At 61.5% G+C, this 18,039-nt stretch carries 18 protein-coding genes and 1 tRNA gene; 14 read left to right on the top strand and 5 right to left on the bottom strand.

What is annotated here, in order from left to right; translation table 11 throughout:
• Positions 1–142 precede the first annotated feature (142 nt).
• Both NW807_RS08880 and gatB read left to right on the top strand, forming a co-directional pair.
• Positions 143–427: an acylphosphatase gene (locus NW807_RS08880; protein ID WP_414393525.1), complete on the top strand. Its 285-nt coding sequence runs from the start codon at positions 143–145 to the stop codon at positions 425–427.
• 57 nt (positions 428–484) lie between these two features.
• Positions 485–1,957, top strand: a complete 1,473-nt coding sequence (gatB, locus tag NW807_RS08875; protein ID WP_414425874.1) for an Asp-tRNA(Asn)/Glu-tRNA(Gln) amidotransferase subunit GatB — start codon at positions 485–487, stop codon at positions 1,955–1,957.
• On the opposite strand, the gene NW807_RS08870 is transcribed toward gatB, so the two are convergent.
• Complete coding sequence (locus NW807_RS08870) at positions 1,954–2,547, bottom strand: Maf family protein (protein ID WP_414405548.1); 594 nt, start codon at positions 2,545–2,547, stop codon at positions 1,954–1,956. The two genes, gatB and NW807_RS08870, sit on opposite strands and share 4 nt — an antisense overlap.
• A 149-nt stretch (positions 2,548–2,696) precedes the next feature.
• Between NW807_RS08870 and NW807_RS08865 the strand changes: the two genes are divergently transcribed.
• From NW807_RS08865 to NW807_RS08850, 4 genes are all read left to right on the top strand, one after another.
• Positions 2,697–2,972, top strand: a complete 276-nt coding sequence (locus NW807_RS08865) for a hypothetical protein (protein ID WP_414405549.1) — start codon at positions 2,697–2,699, stop codon at positions 2,970–2,972.
• Positions 2,966–3,457 carry a hypothetical protein gene (locus NW807_RS08860; protein ID WP_414409574.1) on the top strand — a complete coding sequence of 164 codons (492 nt, stop codon included), beginning with the start codon at positions 2,966–2,968 and terminating at the stop codon, positions 3,455–3,457. Before NW807_RS08865 ends, NW807_RS08860 begins: the two co-directional genes overlap by 7 nt.
• Before the next feature lie 80 nt (positions 3,458–3,537).
• A complete protein-coding gene (locus NW807_RS08855; protein WP_414393531.1) occupies positions 3,538–3,948 on the top strand; it encodes a PH domain-containing protein in 411 nt (136 codons plus the stop codon).
• A 2-nt stretch (positions 3,949–3,950) separates the two neighbouring features.
• The gene (locus NW807_RS08850; RefSeq protein ID WP_414425870.1) at positions 3,951–5,144 is read left to right on the top strand and encodes a glycosyltransferase; all 1,194 of its coding nucleotides are present in this window, start codon (positions 3,951–3,953) and stop codon (positions 5,142–5,144) included.
• Here NW807_RS08850 and NW807_RS08845 read toward each other — a convergent pair.
• The gene (locus tag NW807_RS08845; RefSeq protein WP_414425869.1) at positions 5,138–6,622 is read right to left on the bottom strand and encodes a hypothetical protein; all 1,485 of its coding nucleotides are present in this window, start codon (positions 6,620–6,622) and stop codon (positions 5,138–5,140) included. The genes NW807_RS08850 and NW807_RS08845 overlap by 7 nt on opposite strands.
• A 168-nt stretch (positions 6,623–6,790) precedes the next feature.
• Here NW807_RS08845 and NW807_RS08840 point away from each other — a divergent pair, with 168 nt between their 5' ends.
• Positions 6,791–7,201 carry a hypothetical protein gene (locus tag NW807_RS08840; protein WP_414393537.1) on the top strand — a complete coding sequence of 137 codons (411 nt, stop codon included), beginning with the start codon at positions 6,791–6,793 and terminating at the stop codon, positions 7,199–7,201.
• An 18-nt stretch (positions 7,202–7,219) separates the two neighbouring features.
• Here the strand turns inward: NW807_RS08840 and ssuE are convergent, their stop codons facing one another.
• Positions 7,220–7,765 (bottom strand): NADPH-dependent FMN reductase, encoded by a 546-nt coding sequence (gene ssuE / locus NW807_RS08835; protein ID WP_414405553.1) that lies wholly within the window; start codon positions 7,763–7,765, stop codon positions 7,220–7,222.
• Positions 7,766–7,843: 78 nt separating this feature from the next.
• On the opposite strand from ssuE, the gene NW807_RS08830 reads away from it, so the two are divergent.
• From NW807_RS08830 to NW807_RS08815, 4 genes are all read left to right on the top strand, one after another.
• Positions 7,844–7,915, top strand: a tRNA-Gly gene (locus NW807_RS08830).
• A 225-nt stretch (positions 7,916–8,140) separates the two neighbouring features.
• Positions 8,141–8,482, top strand: a complete 342-nt coding sequence (locus NW807_RS08825) for a hypothetical protein (protein WP_414425868.1) — start codon at positions 8,141–8,143, stop codon at positions 8,480–8,482.
• Between the two features lie 185 nt (positions 8,483–8,667).
• Positions 8,668–10,497: a BamA/TamA family outer membrane protein gene (locus NW807_RS08820; protein ID WP_414411175.1), complete on the top strand. Its 1,830-nt coding sequence runs from the start codon at positions 8,668–8,670 to the stop codon at positions 10,495–10,497.
• Between the two features lie 45 nt (positions 10,498–10,542).
• Complete coding sequence (locus NW807_RS08815) at positions 10,543–10,884, top strand: hypothetical protein (protein WP_414425867.1); 342 nt, start codon at positions 10,543–10,545, stop codon at positions 10,882–10,884.
• Here NW807_RS08815 and NW807_RS08810 read toward each other — a convergent pair.
• Positions 10,881–11,963: an Mrp/NBP35 family ATP-binding protein gene (locus NW807_RS08810; RefSeq protein WP_414425866.1), complete on the bottom strand. Its 1,083-nt coding sequence runs from the start codon at positions 11,961–11,963 to the stop codon at positions 10,881–10,883. The genes NW807_RS08815 and NW807_RS08810 overlap by 4 nt on opposite strands.
• A 147-nt stretch (positions 11,964–12,110) precedes the next feature.
• Between NW807_RS08810 and NW807_RS08805 the strand changes: the two genes are divergently transcribed.
• The 3 genes from NW807_RS08805 to NW807_RS08795 are packed head-to-tail and all read left to right on the top strand — an operon-like array spanning position 12,111 to position 16,117.
• On the top strand, positions 12,111–12,668 hold the full coding sequence (locus NW807_RS08805; protein ID WP_414405558.1) for an N-acetyltransferase family protein: 558 nt from the start codon (positions 12,111–12,113) through the stop codon (positions 12,666–12,668).
• Positions 12,669–12,710: 42 nt separating this feature from the next.
• Positions 12,711–14,051 carry a competence/damage-inducible protein A gene (locus tag NW807_RS08800; RefSeq protein ID WP_414405559.1) on the top strand — a complete coding sequence of 447 codons (1,341 nt, stop codon included), beginning with the start codon at positions 12,711–12,713 and terminating at the stop codon, positions 14,049–14,051.
• Positions 14,048–16,117 (top strand): M48 family metalloprotease, encoded by a 2,070-nt coding sequence (locus tag NW807_RS08795; protein WP_414425865.1) that lies wholly within the window; start codon positions 14,048–14,050, stop codon positions 16,115–16,117. Before NW807_RS08800 ends, NW807_RS08795 begins: the two co-directional genes overlap by 4 nt.
• Here the strand turns inward: NW807_RS08795 and typA are convergent.
• The gene (gene typA / locus NW807_RS08790) at positions 16,114–17,931 is read right to left on the bottom strand and encodes a translational GTPase TypA (protein ID WP_414405561.1); all 1,818 of its coding nucleotides are present in this window, start codon (positions 17,929–17,931) and stop codon (positions 16,114–16,116) included. The two genes, NW807_RS08795 and typA, sit on opposite strands and share 4 nt — an antisense overlap.
• Positions 17,932–18,039 lie beyond the last annotated feature (108 nt).

Below are 18,039 nucleotides of genomic sequence, written 5' to 3'. Positions count from 1 at the left end.
TGGGGATCCTGGGACTGGTTGCCCTTGTCAACTTTCTCTGGCAGCGCCTAGAGCAGCAGGCCAAAGAAGCCACAGCCCAGCCAGCCGAGCCGCCAGCAGCTCCAGAACCCCGCAGCACCTCGGAGGAGGGATCCCTGTCGACATGAGTAACACCGTTCGCGTTCACGTCTGGATCAGTGGGCAAGTGCAGGGAGTGGGGTTTCGGGCTTACACGGAGGCCATGGCTCGCAAGGCCGGTGTTGGCGGCTGGGTGCGCAATTTGCGGGATGGCCGGGTGGAGGCGGTTTTCGAGGGATCCCCGGCGGCGGTGGAGGCAATGCTGCGCTGGTGCCAGCAGGGCAGCCCTGGCTCAGTTGTAGAGGCCATCGAGCAACGGCCCGAGCTGCCGGAAGGCCTATCTACCTTCGAGATCCGCCCCACTGTCTAATCCCAGCAGCTGGCGAGATCCCACTAGAATGGGGAAACCCACTTTTCTCGTTTGGCCATGACGGTTGCCGCTCCTGCCAAAGTGCAATACGAGGCGGTGATCGGGCTGGAGGTGCACTGCCAGCTCAGCACCCGCTCCAAGATCTTCTCCAGCAGCGCAACGGCCTTCGGCGCTCCCCCGAACACCCAAATCGACCCTGTCTGCATGGGCCTGCCCGGCACCCTGCCGGTGCTCAACGAAAAGGTACTCGAGTACGCCGTCAAGGCTGCTTTAGCTTTGAATTGCACCATTGCCCCCTACAGCAAGTTTGACCGCAAGCAGTACTTCTACCCCGACTTGCCCAAGAACTACCAAATCTCTCAGTACGACCTACCCCTTGCTACCCACGGCTGGGTCGAGATCCAGCTCAGCGACGGCCGCACCAAGCGCATTGGCATCACCCGCTTGCACATCGAAGAAGATGCGGGCAAATTGGTCCATGCCGGCAGCGATCGCCTGGCGGGATCCAGCTATTCCCTAGTGGATTTCAACCGGGCGGGGGTTCCCCTCATCGAGATCGTCAGCGAGCCAGACATCCGCAGTGGCGAGGAAGCAGCGGAATACGTACAGGAGCTGCGCCGCATCCTGCGCTATGCCGGCCTGTGCGATGGCAACCTGCAGGAGGGATCCCTGCGCTGCGACGTCAACATCTCGGTGCGCCCCCTGGGGAGTCAGACCTTCGGCACGAAGGTGGAAATTAAAAACATGAACTCCTTCAACGCCATCCAGCGGGCCATTGAGTACGAGTTCAACCGCCAAGTTAAGGCTTTGGAAGCGGGCGAGCCTATCGTCCAGGAGACCCGCCTCTGGGAGGAAAACAGCCAGCGCACCATCAGCATGCGCAGGAAGGAGGGATCCAGCGACTACCGCTACTTCCCCGAGCCGGATCTGCCGCCCATTCGCATTACCGAAGCGCAAAAAGCCCGCTGGCAGGCGGAGCTGCCGGAACTCCCCGCCCTGAAGCGGCGCCGCTACCAAGAAGTCTACGGCCTCTCGGTATACGACTCCCGCTACCTCACCGATGAGCGCACCACTGCCGAGTACTTTGAGGCCGTGGTTGCGGCTGGCGCTAGCCCGAAGGCGGCCGCCAACTGGATGATGAGCGATATCGCCAGCTACCTCAACACCCACAAGCTGGACTACCCCGACATTGCCCTCAAGCCGGAAACCCTAGCTGAGCTCATTGGCCTCATTGAGCAGGGGGTCATTTCCAGCAAAATTGCTAAGGAAATCCTGCCAGAGCTACTGGAAAAAGGCGGCTCAGCCCGGGCCCTAGTGGAGGCTAAGGGCCTAACCCAAATCTCCGACAGCCGCCTGCTGGAGCAGCTCATTGCCGAGGTGCTGGCGGAAAACCCCGAGCAACTGCAGCAGTATCGGGGGGGCAAAACCAAGCTCTTTGGCTACTTTGTTGGGCAGTTGATGAAAAAAACCCAAGGACGGGCCGATCCTAAGCTGGCCAACGAGCTGCTCAAGCGGCATCTAGATGGCTAGTTCCAGGCTTCGGTAAGGGAATAGCCCAACTCCTGCAGCATGCGCCGCAAGAGAGGAAGGCTTAGCCCAATTACGTTGCCTGGGCATCCTTCGATCCGCTCCACGAACAGGCTGCCACGGCCATCGATGGCAAAACAGCCGGCACAGTTCAGGGGCTCGCCGGTGGCTACGTAGGTGCGGATCTCCTCGTCGCTGGGCTTGGCAAAAAACACCCGCGTTACGGCGTAGTGGACGAGGCGGCGGTTTTGCTTCAGGTCAATCAAGGCATGGCCGGTGTAAAGTTCTCCCACCTCGCCCCGCATTTGGCGCAGGCGCCGCTCTGCCTCCAGGGCATTGGCCGGCTTACCCAGGATCTCCCCATTGAGGTAGAGGACAGAGTCCGCTCCGATAACCAAGACAGGCTCCCGTTGCTGGGCTGCCACCACTTCTGCTTTTGCCAAGGCCAGCTTCTGGACGAGCTCCACCGGATCTGAGCTCTTGATTTGGCTTTCGTCAAAGTAGCTGGGTTGAACGCGAAAAGGAATCCGGGCAGCTTCCAGCAGTTGGCGCCGGGCAGGAGATTGCGAAGCCAGGACAATGGGAGGCAACATCGATTCAAAACTCAAGCCTAGAGTTTGTAGGATCGAAGTTTGCTCTACTACTAGTTTCCCTTAGCCTAGGCAAGGTAGGCCCACTAGGCGCTGACAGGAAACAACTGGATCCAGCTCTCCTAGTCTCCTAGCCCCTCCTCAAGCCGAGCTTGTCCCTGCTTCCTCCGCAGGTGCGCCTTGGCCTAAAGCTGCTGATGGTGCTGAGGATCTCGAGGGTCGTGGCCCTCCTCCCTTTGCAGGTGGGAGAGCTAAAACCGGCACTGCAGGAGGCCTGCCCAGGCTGTGGCCTCTCCCAGCACGATGGGGATGCCCAGTTTTGTAAGCGCTGGGGCACGGCGCTCTCCTCTCAGGCCGCTGGCCCATCTCCCCGTTGGGGGCAAAGCCAGGATAGGCTAGGACGGGATCCAGAGAACCTGCAATGTTAGCCATCCCTGGCAAGCTCAATGTAAAGGCAGGAGTGGTGATGCTGCTGGCAGCCATCGTCCTGGGCCTCATCCTCAGCCAAGTGCAGCCGTTGCCGCTGGCTCCGCCGGAGGCGTCAGGGATCCCTGCCCGGCCCCTCTCCTGGCAGGAGGTGCCCAAACAAAAGTACGCCTGGCACATTTGCTACGCCTTTTTGGGCAACATGGGGCTAGTCAACATTGGCGGCGGACTGGCCCTGGTGGCGCTGGGATCCCGCTTTACGGCTGGGCGACTGCTTTCCCAAATTCTCCTCTTGGGGGGAATGCTGCACCCTGCTTCTTGGGCCTTGGTGGCTCTGACGGGATTGGAGGGGTGGAATTGGCTGGGCAATATTGGGGCAGCCGCCGTGGCGCTGGTCGTGGTAACCCTGTTTGTTCACCTGCTCTGGGCCACCTACTGCTCAGGGCAAGCCCTTCAACGGCAAACCCGATCCCGCCTCTCCCGCTAACTTTCCGGGCAGTTGGGAAAAGCTGAGAAGCTGTTTAAGATTGTTAGAGTCGTCCCTGTTAACACTCAACTAGGCTAGGCATGGCTATCAAAGAGGAGGTTTTCTTCGAAGGCGGGCCTCATATAGGCGATCTAGTGCTGAACTCCTTTATCGGCCTTACCGTTGTTGGCTTGCCTCTATTTGTGGGGGCGCTGGTGCGCAGGCTGTGGGTTCACTACCGGATTACCAATCGCCGCATTACCGTCATTGGCGGCTGGGGGGGCAAGGAGCGCTCTGATGTCATTTACAAAGAAATTGCCAAGGTGGTAACGGTGCCACGGGGCCTGGGCACATGGGGCGATATGGTGCTCACCCTTAAAGATGGCAGCCGCCTAGAGATGCGGGCAGTGCCGCGCTTCCGGGAGATCTACGCCTACATTAGCGAGCGGCTGGACGAAAAAGCCAGACAGGTCAGCGGGCCCATTGGCAAAAGGCCTCCCGCCGCCTCCTAACCATGCCTGCTGGGGATCCCGCTTGGCCACAGCGCCTAGCGTTGGTGCATGAGTACCTCATCTGGCCAGGGGGCTCGGAAAAGGTTTTGCAGGAGCTATTGGCCTTTGCCCCGCAAGCCCCTCTCTACGTCAGCCTCTTCTCGGCGCACACGCTGCCGCCGAGCTGGCGGGACCGGCCAATCTACACCTCGTTTTTGCAAAGCTGGGCCAAGGGGCTAGGGGTGTTGCGCCGCAACTACCATGGGCGCCTTAAGTACCTCCTGCCCTGGATGCCCTTGGCCTATGAGAGCTTCGATTTCTCCGCCTATGACTGCGTCATCTCCAGCAGCCATGCTTTCGCCAAAGGGATCCTGACAGGGCCTTCCACCCTGCACCTAAGCTACATCCACAGCCCGCCCCGCTACCTCTGGGAAAACCGGGAGCTCTATCTTGAGCGAGAAGGGTTGACAGGGATCCGCCCTCTTGCCGCCCTCAGCCGGTGGCTGATGCACCGCCTGCGCCAGTGGGACTTTGTGGCAGCCCAGCGGCCAGATCTCTTGATTGCCAACTCGCAGCACATCCGCAGGCGCATTGCCAAGCTCTACCGCCGCGAGGCCGTGGTTATCTATCCGCCGGTGCCGCTCCAGGGATTTGAGCCGGTGGCCGCTCCCACAGCCGATTACGACCTGGTGGTGGGCCGGCTGGTGCCCTACAAGCGGGTGGATTTGGCCATTGCTGCCTGCAAGCAGCTGGGCCGCCGTCTGGTGGTGGTGGGGGAAGGGCCGGAGCTGCCGCGGCTAAAGCAACTGGCGGGGCCACAGGTGGAGTTTTTGCCCCACCAGCCTCTAGAGCGTCTCCAGGAACTGCTGGCCCATTGCCGGCTGCTGCTGTTTCCCTGGGAGGAAGATTTTGGCCTGGTGGCAGTAGAGGCCCAAGCGTGTGGTCGACCTGTCGTTGCCCTCAACCGAGGGGGCACTCGCGAGACCGTCCGCCACGGCCAGACTGGGATCCTCATCCCTGAAGCCAGTGTGGAAGCCCTGGTGGAAGGGCTGCGCCAAGCGGATCGCCGGGAATGGGATCCGCAGCAGATTCGCGCCCATGCTCTGCAGTTTGCGCCGGAGCGGTTTCATGCCCAACTGGGATCCCTGCTGCGCTGGGCCTGGCCTCGTTTTCAAGCTGGGGAGCCGCTGGACCCGCGAGGCTGGAGCGCTCAGTAGAGCCGTCGCTGCACAAAAGTTGGCAACTCGATGCGGCTGCGCTCACCACCTTCTCCGCTGCCGCGGCCAGTGGCCAAGAGAGAGCGCTTCAGCAGCCTCTCTGTCCGATCCTCCCCTTCCTTGAGGGTAAGGGGTGGGATCCCGCCGACGGGCGTTCTCTCCCTGGGGGACTCACCGCTGGTGGAGACGGCGGCCACCTCCGGGGAGGGAGCAGGCTGGGCAGGGAGGGCTTGCAGCCGTTCCTGATTGCGCCAGCAGTGCGCAGCCCCAGTTGGATGGCTCGACCTGAGCTCGACCCCTGCCCGGCTTGGAGCTGACTGGCGCAGGGCAGCCAGTTGCTCCTCCAGCTCCCGGTTGCGCTGCTGCAACAGAGCCACCTCCTTTTCTTGCGCCTGCGCGTAGGCTTGAATTTGCGCACACTTAGCTTGTAGGGCCGCCACCTGCTGCTGCAGCTTCTCAATCTCTTTTTGGCCGAGTAGATAGCGGGCCTCCGCCACCTCCCGCGCCCGCTGGGCTTCTTCCAGCTTTTCCTGCGCCGGTCGCTGGGCCAGCTCTTGGAGGAGGTGATCCCGCTCAGCCCGCAGGGTGTCCACCTCACGGGAGAGAGCCTGCACCTGCTCCTCCAGGGCAAGATCTCTACCGCTGCCGGGTTCAGCTGGCGGCTGTTCAGAGCGCAGAGCCTGTAGCTGGGCCTCCAGTTGGGCAATTTGCTGGGCCTGCTCTGCCTGTTGCTGCCGGCTCTGCTGCAGTTCTTCCAGCAAGCTAGCCCGCTCCGCCTTGGCAAAGGAGGCCTGCTGGCGCAGATGCTCCAACTGGCGAAGCTGTTGCCAGGCCTTGTTCAGCTCAGCCTCGAGGTGGGCTTTTTCGCTCTCTAGCTGCGTCTTCAGGCTTTGCCATTCTGCCTCGGCCTGGCGGTGGGCAGCTTCCAGCTCCGCCCGCCGGGTTTCCAACTCCTGCACCTGCGCCTGTAACTGCCCCTTTTCTTTCTCCAGCTCCTGGATGCGGAGCTGGAATTGGGCTTGCAAAAGCTGCACCTGAGGCAACTTGGCGGCGTATTCCCCCAGCTGGTTGGCTTGCTGTTTTAGCTCCCAGAGCTCCTGCTGCAGTTGATAGAACCGAGCTGGCTCGATGCGCCGCTGCAATTCTGCCTTGAGGGTTTCGATTTCCGCTTGGCTGGTTTGCAACTGCTGCTGCAGGAGCTGGTAGTGCTCTAGGGTGGGGCGACGCTCCATCTCCCAGAGGAGATTTTGGAGCTCCTCAATGTGCTGCTGCTGTTGCTGAAAAGCTTCCAGGGTAGGGCGTTGTTCCAGGCGAGCCTTCTCTTCCTGACACACTTGCAACGCTCGCTCTTGATCCTGCAGTTGCCGTTCCAGGCGCTGGATACACTCAATCTGCTGCAGCGACAGCGCCTCTGACTCGGCCACGGCCCGCTCCAAGTCGCGCACGCGCGCCCGCAAGGTTTCTAGTTCCCCTTCCATAGCCGGGCTGCTCGAGAGGTTATGGGCCCTACTGTAGCAGATGCTGTGGGGGAAGATCCAGTGTAACCACCACATATAGCGTAAAAACTTTTGGGTTCTCGAGAACTGGCGCTAGAGATGTCCAGCTTGCCGCCTATACTGGGAGAGGGATTTTCAGGGGAAAGTCCAGTGGGATCCAAACTTTGGCAACTGACGTTGGCCCTGCTGGGAGTAGCCGTAGGGGGTTGCAGCAGCGCAGCTCTGGCTCCTAGCACCCCCCTGCCACCCCTAATCCTTAGCAGCGACATTCCTTCTGTAATCAGTCGAAGCGGATTTTTGGAGGTGGGGGTTGCGGTGTCGGTGCCGGGGCGGCTCCCGGCAGAGCTGGCGTTTCAGCTCTCGTGGTCCGGGATCGAGGTGCAAACCCTCTCGGCAGCCCAGGTAAACTGTGTTGCTGGCGAGGTATCCTGCACCACTCGCTTCCGGCTCCGCCCGCCTTCGAATCTAGCGCCCGGCTCGTACCTCCTCAGTTTGCGGGTCTTCGACCGGCTGGGACAAAGTACTGCTGTGAGCAAGCCGGTGCTGCTGCGCGATTCCTAGGAGGGTCGGGACTGGCCTTTACTGCACTGCCTGGGCAAGGGCCTGGATCCCCGCCTGCAGGCGTTCGGCAATCTCATCTTCCAGCCGCAGGGTGCCGTCGGCCTCAAACTGAATCTGCGAGCTGAGGATGTAGATCCCTTTCAAAATGTGGGTTGCGCCCATCACAGCCAGCACTGGCTTCATGGCAAAGTCGATGGCCAGTAGGTGGGCCAGCGTTCCGCCAGTGGCGATGGGGAGGATCACTTTGCCGACAAAGGCATCCTGATCCAGTAAGTCCAGTAGCGCCTTGAACACGCCGGGATAGGAAGCCTTGTACACAGGAGCCGAGAGGACGATCCCAGCGGCTTGGGCCACCTTCTCTTGGATCTGCTTTAGGTGAGGGCTCTCAAAGTTAACCCGCACCAGGTCCTCCGGCGGCAAATCCCGCACCGAAGCAAACTCGCTGCTTAGCCCCAACTGGGATAGGATCCCGGCAACGTAGTGCAAAATTGCTTCCGACCGCGGCGGTGGGCCAGCAGACTCTCGAGGACCAGGGCTACCGGAGAGCAGAAGGATAGAGGGCATCGGCCAAAGGCAGAACGCTGCTTCTGTTGTACCAGGGATCCCGTCCAGAAAGTGCTAGTATAGTGTCTAGTGTTAACTGCGGGCGTAGTTCAGCGGTAGAACGCCAGCTTCCCAAGCTGGATGTCGTGAGTTCGAGTCTCATCGCCCGCTTCTTGAGAGCAACAAGCAGACTCCTTTGCTTCTCCCCTGGGTCTGAGGCGGTGTTTGCTCAGGTAAAGACTCTGTCCTGCTGGCGCAAGCAGGATGAAAAGTCCGCCTTCTAGGGCGGATAAGTTTGCCCTGAGGCGCAGCCCTCTTTGCGGCAAGGGAGGAGAGCCTTTTCGGTGGGACAAGCTAAGGTGCTAGCATCCCACTGCTATGGGGAGAACGTTGAGGATGCTGGCCAAGCTCTTCCCTGGGGTAGCAGCTCTGTTCTGCCTAGGTCTAGCTCCAACCGCCCTGGCCCAGACCTTCTCTGCCCAGCAGACGGTGCTCCTCGACAGCAAACAGAACAGCGCCACCCCTTTCCAAAGCAATGTCCTGCAAAACCTCGTCTTCGTCGTGCCCAATCCCCCAATGCGGCCCTTCGCTAGCAGGTGGGGTTGGCACAGCAGCCCCTTACCGCCCCCTGCTCCCATCACAATTCTAATTCTCAACTCCCAAGCCAACCTGTCCGCCGAGCAGGTCGAGTCCCAGAGCTGTGGCCAGCGCTGCCAGGGATCCCTGCGCCTGCCCTGAGGAAAAAGCTGACCAAGTCCGCAGTCCGGCCCGCGGCAAGGCTCGGATCCACTAGGGAGGGAGTTGATATAATTCAGGCCAATTGTTCACGGCTGGGCGGAATCTTTTTCTCTTTAGGGGTGTGAGGGATGAGGAACCGTTCCAGGCAACTCGGGCTCCAGCTTACTGCCGCGCTCACTTGGGGGATGAGCCTGCTGGCGGGAACTGCAGCTTGGGCGCAACCCCAGCCGGGCACCCTGGATCTGCACACCGGTGGCACCACGCCCACCCCACCCTCCCCCACCCCTACCCCCGCTGCCAGCGAGCCAGAAGTTTTGGTGGCAGAGGTGGTGGTTGAAGGAACTGATGACCCAGAGCTGATCGATCAGGTTTACAAAGTCATTCGCACCCGCGCCGGCGAGGTCTCCACTCGATCCCAGTTGCGGGAAGACATCAACGCCGTGTTTGCCACCGGTTTCTTTGCCGATGTGCGGGCTGTGCCCTCCGATACCCCCCTGGGAGTGCGGGTTACCTTTGAGGTCAAGCCCAACCCCGTCCTCAAAGCCGTGCGCACAGAAGGGACAAAAGTGTTGGATCTGGAGGTGCTCCGGAAGGCTTTTGCTGAGCAAGAAGGACGGGTGCTCAACTTTGGCAAACTGCAGGCGGCAGTGGAGGAGATCGAGCAATGGTACGCCGACAAAGGCTACGTGCTAGCCAAAGTTATTGATGTACGCACTTCCGAAGACGGCACCCTCACCCTGGAAATTGCTGAAGGGGAGATCGAGGACATTCGCGTGCAGGGCAACACCAAAACCCGCGACTTCATCATCACCCGTGAGCTCAAGACCAAGCCGGGGGATGTGTTTAACCGCAACCAGATCCAGGAAGATCTGCAGGCGGTTTTCAACCTCAACCTCTTTCAGGACGTGAATGTGGGCCTCAACCCTGGGCGGGATCCCAACAAAGTCGTGGTGGTGGTGAATGTGGAAGAGCGGCGCACCGGCACTTTGAGCGGGACCCTTGGCGTCAGCTCGGCCACAGGGGTCTTTGCCGGTCTCAGCGTCTCGGAAGAAAACTTGGGCGGCAACAACCAAAAGGCCAGCTTCAATGTGCAGGTGGGCACCAACGAAACTCTGTTCGACCTCAACTTCACCGACCCGCGCATTGCCACCCTGGAGATCCCCACCTCCTACAGTGTCAACATCTCCAACCAGCAGAGCTCCAGCTTTGTTTTCAACGAGGGATTGACTCTGCCCAACGGGGATCCTGTGCGCATCAACCGGCTGGGCGGCAGCATCACCTTCTCGCGCCCCCTTGGAGGGAATTGGCGGGCCAGCTTGGGTGCCCGCGTCCAATTTGTGGAAGCCCGAAACAGCAAAGGCGAGCAGGAGCGCTTTGATGTGCTGGGCAACCCGATTACCTTCAGCGCAAGCGGCCAAGACAGCTATACCAGCCTGCGGTTGGGCCTCATCCACGACACTCGCGACAACCTCAACACCCCCAGCCAGGGATCCGTCTTTCGCCTCTTCACCGAGCAGTCGGTACGTCTGTTCCAGAACGGCCTGAACGCCAACCGCCTCGAGGCCAGCTACAGTCAGTTCATTCCCGTCAAGCTCTTTGAAACGCGCAGCGAGCGGCCGCAAGTGCTGGCTTTTGACGTGCGGGCGGGCACTACCCTTGGCGACTTGGCTCCCTACGACGCTTTCCCAATTGGCGGAGGCAACTCGGTGCGGGGATTTTTCGAGGGCGGCATCGGCTCCGGCCGCAGCTTTGCCACCGCAACAGCGGAGTTGCGCTTTCCCCTTTTCGACCCAGTAGGGGTAGTGGTTTTTGCCGACTACGGCACCGATCTGGGCAGCGGCGCGGCGGTCATCGGCAATCCGGCGGCGGTGCGCAACAAGCCCGGCAGTGGCCTAGGGCTGGGGGCTGGTATCCGCATCCAATCTCCCCTGGGGCCGCTGCGGATCGACTACGCCGTTGGGCAAGGAGAGGCCGGCCGGGCTCAACTGCACTTTGGCATCGGGGAGAAGTTCTAGCTAAAGGCTTGCTATGGTGGGAGCAGCACTTGTGGGGAAAAATCCATGCGCGGCTCCTTAGTTCTCTTGCTCTGCCTCAGCCTAGCCCTAGGTGGGTGTAGCCAGTTGGCACGGCTAGGCCTTGGCATCACCCCCATTGCCAAGATTGAGCAGGATCCCTCCCGCTACGCCAATGTCTACGTCCGTGGCCGGGTGGTCAACCAGATAGGGGTGTTCGGCCAGGGTGTGTACGAGATCCAAGACCACAGCGGCTCCCTCTGGGTCCTCACGGACAAGGGGCTGCCAGCTATGAACAGCACGGTAACCGTGCGCGGCAAGGTCCAGGAAGGGATCCTGTTGGCAGGGCGCCGCTTTGGCGTGTCGCTGGTAGAAGTCGAGCGCTTCTAGCCGGCCCCGAGAGCTACCATGGAGACTCGGCCCGCCAAGGCTTTGGCAATCTGCTGGAGCGCCTGGGCCGAGGCAGACTTGGGCTGGCCAACAACAATAGGCTTGCCCGCATCTCCACCCTGGCGCAGAGCAATCTCCAACGGGATTCGTCCTAGCAGCGGAACCCCCAGCTCGCGGGCGGTGGTCTCTCCCCCTGCCGAGCCAAAGATATCGTACTGGCGATCCGGTAGGTCGGGGGGAATGAAGTAGCTCATGTTCTCCACAATGCCGAGGATGGGCACCCCCAGCTGCCGGAACATGTTCAAGCCCTTGCGGCTGTCGAGGAGGGCCACCGACTGGGGGGTGGTGACGATGACAGCGCCCGCTAGCGGCACCGCTTGGGCCAAGGTCAACTGGGCATCGCCAGTGCCGGGGGGCATGTCCACGAGGAGATAGTCCAACTCGCCCCACTGCACCTGGTAGAGAAACTGCCGGATGACGCCGTTGAGCATTGGCCCCCGCCAGATTACTGGCTGATCCCGTCCCACCAGGAGGCCCATCGACACCATCTTGACGCCGTAGTTTTCCAGGGGAAGGATCTCTTCGCTGCCGTCTTCCCGTTTGCGCACCACCAGAGACCGATCCTGCAGCCCCAGCATCAGCGGCACATTGGGGCCGTAGATATCCGCATCCAGCAGCCCCACCTGCGCTCCGCTCTGGGCAAGGGCGACAGCTACATTGACCGCTACCGAGGTTTTGCCCACCCCTCCCTTGCCGCTGGAGATGGCGATGATGTTGCGCACGCCTGGGATGGGCTGCCGATTGGGCAGAGAGGGCGAGCGGGGGGTTTCTGCCGTAACGGTGACCTCGATGGTTTCAACGGGAGCCAGGCGGCGGATAGCAGCCTTGCACTCCTCGACGAGGAACTCCCGCAAGGGGCAGGCTGGTGTTGTCAGCACCAGGGTAAAGGCCACCCGCTCCGGCTCGACGCGGATATCCCGGATCATGTTCAGTTCCACCAGGCTGCGGCGTAGCTCCGGATCTTGAACCGGGCGCAAGGCTTCAAGGATAGCAGCAGCATCAAGGGTGGAGGTCGTCATGGGAGCTGAGGAGGTTGCTTCATATTCTTCACTCTAATCGGTTTTTCCAGCTCTTCTCGGCTAGCCCTCGGCCAACTGGCTGACCCAGGTCAGTTCTAGCTGTAGTCTGTTCTCGTGCCGGTATCTCAAGTTGTGAGGCTAGAAGGTATGGAAATCCGCCCTGCCAGGCCTGAAGATGCGCCCGCTTTGTTTAACCTCATCTGCGCCCTAGCCGAGTACGAGAAGCTGAGCCACTTGGTAACGGGATCCGCTGATCTATTGCGGCACCATTTGTTTGGCCCCGAAGCCTTTGCCTCGGCGTTGTTGGCAGAAGTGGAGGGGCAAGCGGTGGGGTTTGCTCTTTACTTTCGTCATTTTTCCACCTTCCTCACCCGGCCCGGACTCTACCTGGAAGATCTGTTTGTGCTGCCCGAATTCCGCGGCAGGGGCATCGGCAAGGCGCTCTTGGCACGGGTGGCTCAGGAGGCGGTGGCCAAAGGATACGGGCGGCTGGAGTGGATGGTTTTGGACTGGAACCAGCCGGCAATGGAGTTCTATCGGCGCTTGGGTGCCAAACAGCACCCTGAGTGGATTCTCCACCGTCTCAGCGGCTCTGACCTGGAAGCGCTCGCCCAGGCAGCTGCGCCCCCTCTCCCTTCTGCTGGGGGATCAATTTACCGGATCCCTGAGTCCAAGGGAGGCCAAGACTTCTATACTTGCGGCTGAGCTGTTTGCGTCAGCGGGCTGAAGCCCTTGGTTAAACAGAACATGAGTTCACCCCAAACCCTCACCCCCCAAGGGGCCGAAATCCTCTGTGTTGGCACCGAGTTGCTTTTGGGAGAGATCGCCAACACCAACGCCCAATATCTGGCAGCCGAGCTGGCCAAGCTCGGGATCCCGCACTACTACCAAACGGTGGTGGGGGATAACGAAACCCGCATCCACCAGGCCCTGGAGGTGGCCTGCCAGCGCTCCAGCCTGCTGTTAATCACAGGAGGCCTGGGGCCAACCCCGGATGATCTGACCCATGCGGCGCTGGCTTCCTTTTTTGGAGTGGAGATGGTGGAGCACCCCCAGCTCTGGGAGGAGATTCTGCGAAAATACGGCCAGCGCGGCCTTGTGCCCTCGCCTAGCAACCGCAAGCAGGCCTTTCTGCCCCGGGGAGCCGCCATCCTGCCCAACCCCCTCGGCAGCGCCTGTGGCCTCATTTGGCAGCCCCGCCCCAACCTGCATGTTCTCACCTTTCCCGGCGTGCCGCAGGAGATGCAGCGCATGTGGCAGGAGACGGCTGTACCCTATTTGCGCTCCCTCGGCTGGGGCAAGGAGGTCTTCTACAGCCGCGTGCTGCGCTACTGGGGCATCCCCGAATCGACCTTGGCCGAGCGGGTGGCCCCCTGGCTGGCCGGGGAAAATCCCACGGTCGCTCCCTACGCCAGCCAAGGGGAGGTGCGCCTGCGAGTTACTGGACGCGCTCCCACGCGCGAGGCGGCGGAGGCCCTGATTGCTCCAGTGGTGGAGCAGATTTTGCAGATTTCTGGAGAAGACTACTTTGGCAGCGATGAGGCCACCTTGGCCAGCGTGGTGGGGGAGCTGCTCCTGCAGCGGCGGCAGACCCTGGCGGTAGCCGAATCCTGCACCGGCGGGCTACTGGGGCAGTTGGTAACCGGGATCCCAGGCAGCTCGCGCTATTTCCTGGGCGGCATCGTTGCCTACGACAACCGCTTCAAGGAGCAGCTTTTGCGGGTAGATCCCAAGACGCTGCAGCAGCATGGAGCAGTTAGTGAGCCGGTAGCTGCCCAGATGGCCCTGGGGGCCAAGCAGGTTTTTGGCTCCGACTGGGCCCTGAGCATTACTGGCATTGCCGGCCCGGAGGGGGGCACTGCTGCCAAGCCGGTTGGCTTGGTCTATCTGGGCTTAGCTTACCCGGAGGGGAAAGTGGAAGTGTTGGAGTACCGCTTGGGTAGCCTGCGCGGCCGAGAGGGCGTGCGCTGGTGGAGCGCCCAAGCGGCGCTGGACTGTCTGCGGCGGCGCTTGCTCCGCTACCCCCTTTCGGGGGGATCCCCAGAGCCTAAGCTAGAGGAGCAGGCAGATCTCGGAGCAGGCCGATGAACCCCGCGGAGGCGGGCAAGGAGGCCCTACGGCAGGGCCGCTTTCAAGAAGCTATCCAACTTCTTGAGGACTATTTGGCCCAGGTTCATCACGGGGGCCAGGGAGGGGGGATCCCAGCAAGTAGGCAAGTCCTGGAAGCCCAGATGAATTTGGTGCGGGCCTACCATCAGCTAGGCCAAGCAGAGAAGGCGCGGGCGCTTTGTCTAAAACTGCTGCAGCATCCGGATCCTCAGGCGCGAGACTGGGCCCAAAAAATCCTGTCCCGTCTGCCCCAAACGGCGGAAAAACCCGCTGCTTCCCCCTCCTCCAGCCGCCAACGGGCCAGTCAAGTAGGCTTAAGGCTCCCCTTGCCGGCGGAGGCCGGTTCTCTAGGATGGGCCAAGTGGGGATCCCTGGCTGTGGGCCTCCTCTTCCTCTGGTGGCTGAGTTTTGGGCTGGTGGGCAGCCACCTGGATTTTGGGCGGCTGAGTTTTCCGCGGCAGCTTTGGTTTTTGCAGGGGTTGCTGCCCTGGCTGCGCAACGGCTTACGCTGGCTGGTGGCTGGCAGCCTGGCGGTTAACTTTGGCGTAGGCCTGCTCTTTTTTGCCCCCTGGCTCCTGGATCACCTGCACCAGCGGCTGCACAGGTTGCGCTGGGCCAGCCTGGGAGAACTCGAGCGCCACAGCCCCGAGGCAGCTCGCCTGCTGCAGCGCCTCTGCGCCCAGAAGCACCTCAAACTGCCGCGCCTGGGGGTGATTCCAGAAGGGGGACCACTGGCCTTTGTCTACGGCACTTTTCCCGATGGCGGCCGCATCGTGGTCACCCAGGCCCTCTTGCAGCGGCTTGCTCCCGATGAGATTGCCGCCGTCTACGCCCAGGCCCTGGGGCGGATCGTTAACGGCGACATCCTGCTCATGACCCTGCTGGGATCCCCCCTGCAGTTGGTTTACCTAACCCTGGAGCAAGTGAGCCACCTGGGGAGCCAACGGCGGGATCTCATTGGACACGCGGCTCCCCTGCTCTACCTGATCTACACGGTGCTTTCCTACCCCCTGTTTTTCCTCTCCCGCCTGGGCACCTACCACGCCGATCACTTCGCGGTCGAGGCCACGGGCAACCCCAACGGGCTAATGGCCGCTCTGCTCAAGTCGGCTGCTGGCCTGCAGGAGGCTCACAAAAACGACCGCCGCCCCTCCTCGCTGTTGCACTGCACCCGCCTCTTTAGCCTCCTGGACTTCAAAACTACCGCTGCCGCCAGTGCCGCTGTCCGCTTGCAGGATCCCGCCCAAGCCAGCCAGGTCTTCCGCTGGGAGCAGCTCAACCCCTGGGCCCGTTGGATGCAGCTCAATTCCAGCCATCCCCTGCTGGGACAGCGCTTTCAGGTTTTGGGGGAATACGCGCAGCGGCTGCGCCTTTTGCCGGAGCTAAGCCTAGTCAAGCCAAAGGAGGGAGGGGCTCTTCAAAAGGCTCGCTTCTGGGAGGATCTGGCTATCTACGCTGCCGAAGTGGTCGGCATGGTTATGGGCTGGCTGGTGGGGCTAATCCTCTACCTAGGGCTGCAAGATCGCCTTGATCCCAAGATCATTGCCGCGGCTGCGGTGGTGGGCTATGGGATGGGCCTGTGGGCCAAGGCAGGGCTCATGTACCGAGGACCTCTGTTGCCCCAGCCCACTGCGGTGCTCGGCTTGCTGGCTGATCCGGACGCGGATCCCTGCCGCAGTCAGCCGGTGGAGCTGGAAGGCGAGCTGCTGGGATTGGGACCAACTGGCTACCAACTGGGAGCAGAGCTCAAGCTCCAGGATGCCACCGGCCTGATCCCCCTGCGCTTCACCTCTCCGCTGGGACCGCTGGGCAATGTCTTTTCCGGCCTAAAGCCCCTCCGCGCCCTCATGGGCCGGCAGGTCAAGGTGGTGGGCTGGTTCCGCCGCGGCAACACCGCCTGGGTGGATCTGGCCTATGTCCAGACAGGAGCAACTCGCCTCCACAGCCGTCCCCGCCTGTGGCTGCTGCTCCTTGGCCTGGGGTTTGTCCTCCTCGGCCTCTGGGGGGCCTTCTATTTCCCCAACCTGCGCTTTTACCTCCGCTAGCGGCGAGAGGGCACTAACTGGGCCTTGCGCAGTCGCACCGACTGAGGGGTGACCTCCACCAGCTCGTCCTCGCCAATGTATTCTAGGGCTCGCTCCAGAGTCATCTCCACCGGCGCCTGTAGCTGCACTAGCTCTTCTCCCGTTGAGGCGCGATGGTTGGTTAGGTGTTTGGTCTTGCAGACGTTTAGCTCCAGATCCTGGGGTCGGTTGTGCTCACCCACAATCATGCCCTTGTAAACGCGGGTGCCCGGCTTAATGAAGAACACGCCGCGGTCCTCCGCATTCTTCAGGGCATAGGTGGTGGCCACTCCCTCTTCAAAGGCAATGAGCACGCCGTTGCGGCGAGTCTCCAGCCCTGAGGTGAGAGGACGGTACTCCAAAAAGCTATGGCTCATGATCCCTTCGCCGCGGGTGATGCGGACAAACTCGCTGCGAAAGCCAATGAGCCCCCGCGCCGGGATGACGAACTCCAACTGGGCCCGACCGTCCGCGCCCACTCTCATGTTCTGCATCTCTCCCCGCCGCTCTCCCAGCCGTTCGATGCAGGCGCCCACTGCCGCTTCCGGCACATCCAACACCAAAAGCTCATAGGGCTCGTAGGGCTGGCCGTTGACTTCGCGGAAGATCACCTTCGGCTGGCCAACCTGGAACTCGTAGCCCTCCCGCCGCATGGTTTCCAGCAAAATGCCCAGGTGCAGTTCGCCTCGCCCCGACACCAAAAAGCAATCTGGGGACTCGGTCTCCTCCACCCGTAGCGCCACGTTGGTTTCCAGCTCCCGCATCAGGCGCTCCCGCAATTGCCGCGAAGTAACAAAGGTGCCCTCCTGGCCGGCAAAGGGAGAGTCGTTGACGCAGATCCTCACCTGCAGCGTCGGCTCGTCCACCTTGATCAGCGGCAGGGCCTGGGGGTTTTCGGGAGAGGTGAGGGTGTGGCCAATGTGGGCCTCGGCAAACCCCGCCACCGCCACAATATTGCCGGCAGTGGCTTCTGTTAGCTCAATGCGCTCCAGGCCTTGGAAGCCAAACAGCTTGGTTACCTTGCCCTTAGCAATCGACCCGTCTTCTTTGACCACCGCCAACTGATCCCCAACCCGAATGGTGCCGTTGTGGATCTTGCCAATCACAATCCGGCCCAGGTATTCCGAGTGCTCCAGCGTCGTGACTTGCAGTTGCAGGGGCTTGGCGGGATCCCCCACTGGCGGCGGCACGTATTTGAGGATGGCCTCAAAGAGAGGCCTCATGTCGAGAGGGCCGCTGTAGTTGCCTGCAAGGAAAGCTTTGAGGTCAGCTTCTTCCAGGGCAAAACCCCGTAGTCCCGAGGCAAATAGGTAGGGGAAGTCGCACTGGTCTTCGTCAGCGCCTAGCTCCAGAAACAGATCCAACACTTTGTCGATGACCTTGTAGGGCTCGGCCTGAGGCCGATCAATTTTGTTGACCACCACGATTGGGCGCAAGCCCTTCTCCAAGGCCTTACGCAACACAAAGCGGGTCTGAGGCATCGGGCCCTCGTTGGCATCCACAATCAGCAGACAGCCTTCCACCATGCCCAGCACCCGCTCCACCTCCCCGCCAAAGTCGGCGTGGCCGGGAGTATCGACGATGTTGATCAGGGTTTCGCCATAGCGAACGGCGGTGTTCTTTGCCAGGATGGTGATGCCCCGCTCCCGCTCTAGGGCGTTGCAATCCAGCACGCAGGCGGGAATGTCTCCTTCCGCCCGCAGGGCTCCTGCCTGGCGCAACAGGGCATCCACGAGGGTGGTTTTGCCGTGGTCAACGTGGGCAATGATGGCAATGTTGCGGATAGGGATCGGCATAGCCCTCAATCCGTAGAAAAACTTACCCCCAGCCTTTCCTGGGGGTGCCTCTACAACTCTAGCGCAAAGAAGTGTTACATCGCAGAGAGAGTTGCCCTGCCAGCGCTA

It is taken from the genome of Synechococcus sp. R70.1, assembly GCF_047461675.1.
Taxonomy (GTDB): domain Bacteria; phylum Cyanobacteriota; class Cyanobacteriia; order Thermostichales; family Thermostichaceae; genus Thermostichus.
The sequence above is the reverse complement of the archived record's forward strand: the minus strand, read 5'-3'. Positions and strand labels throughout refer to the sequence as shown.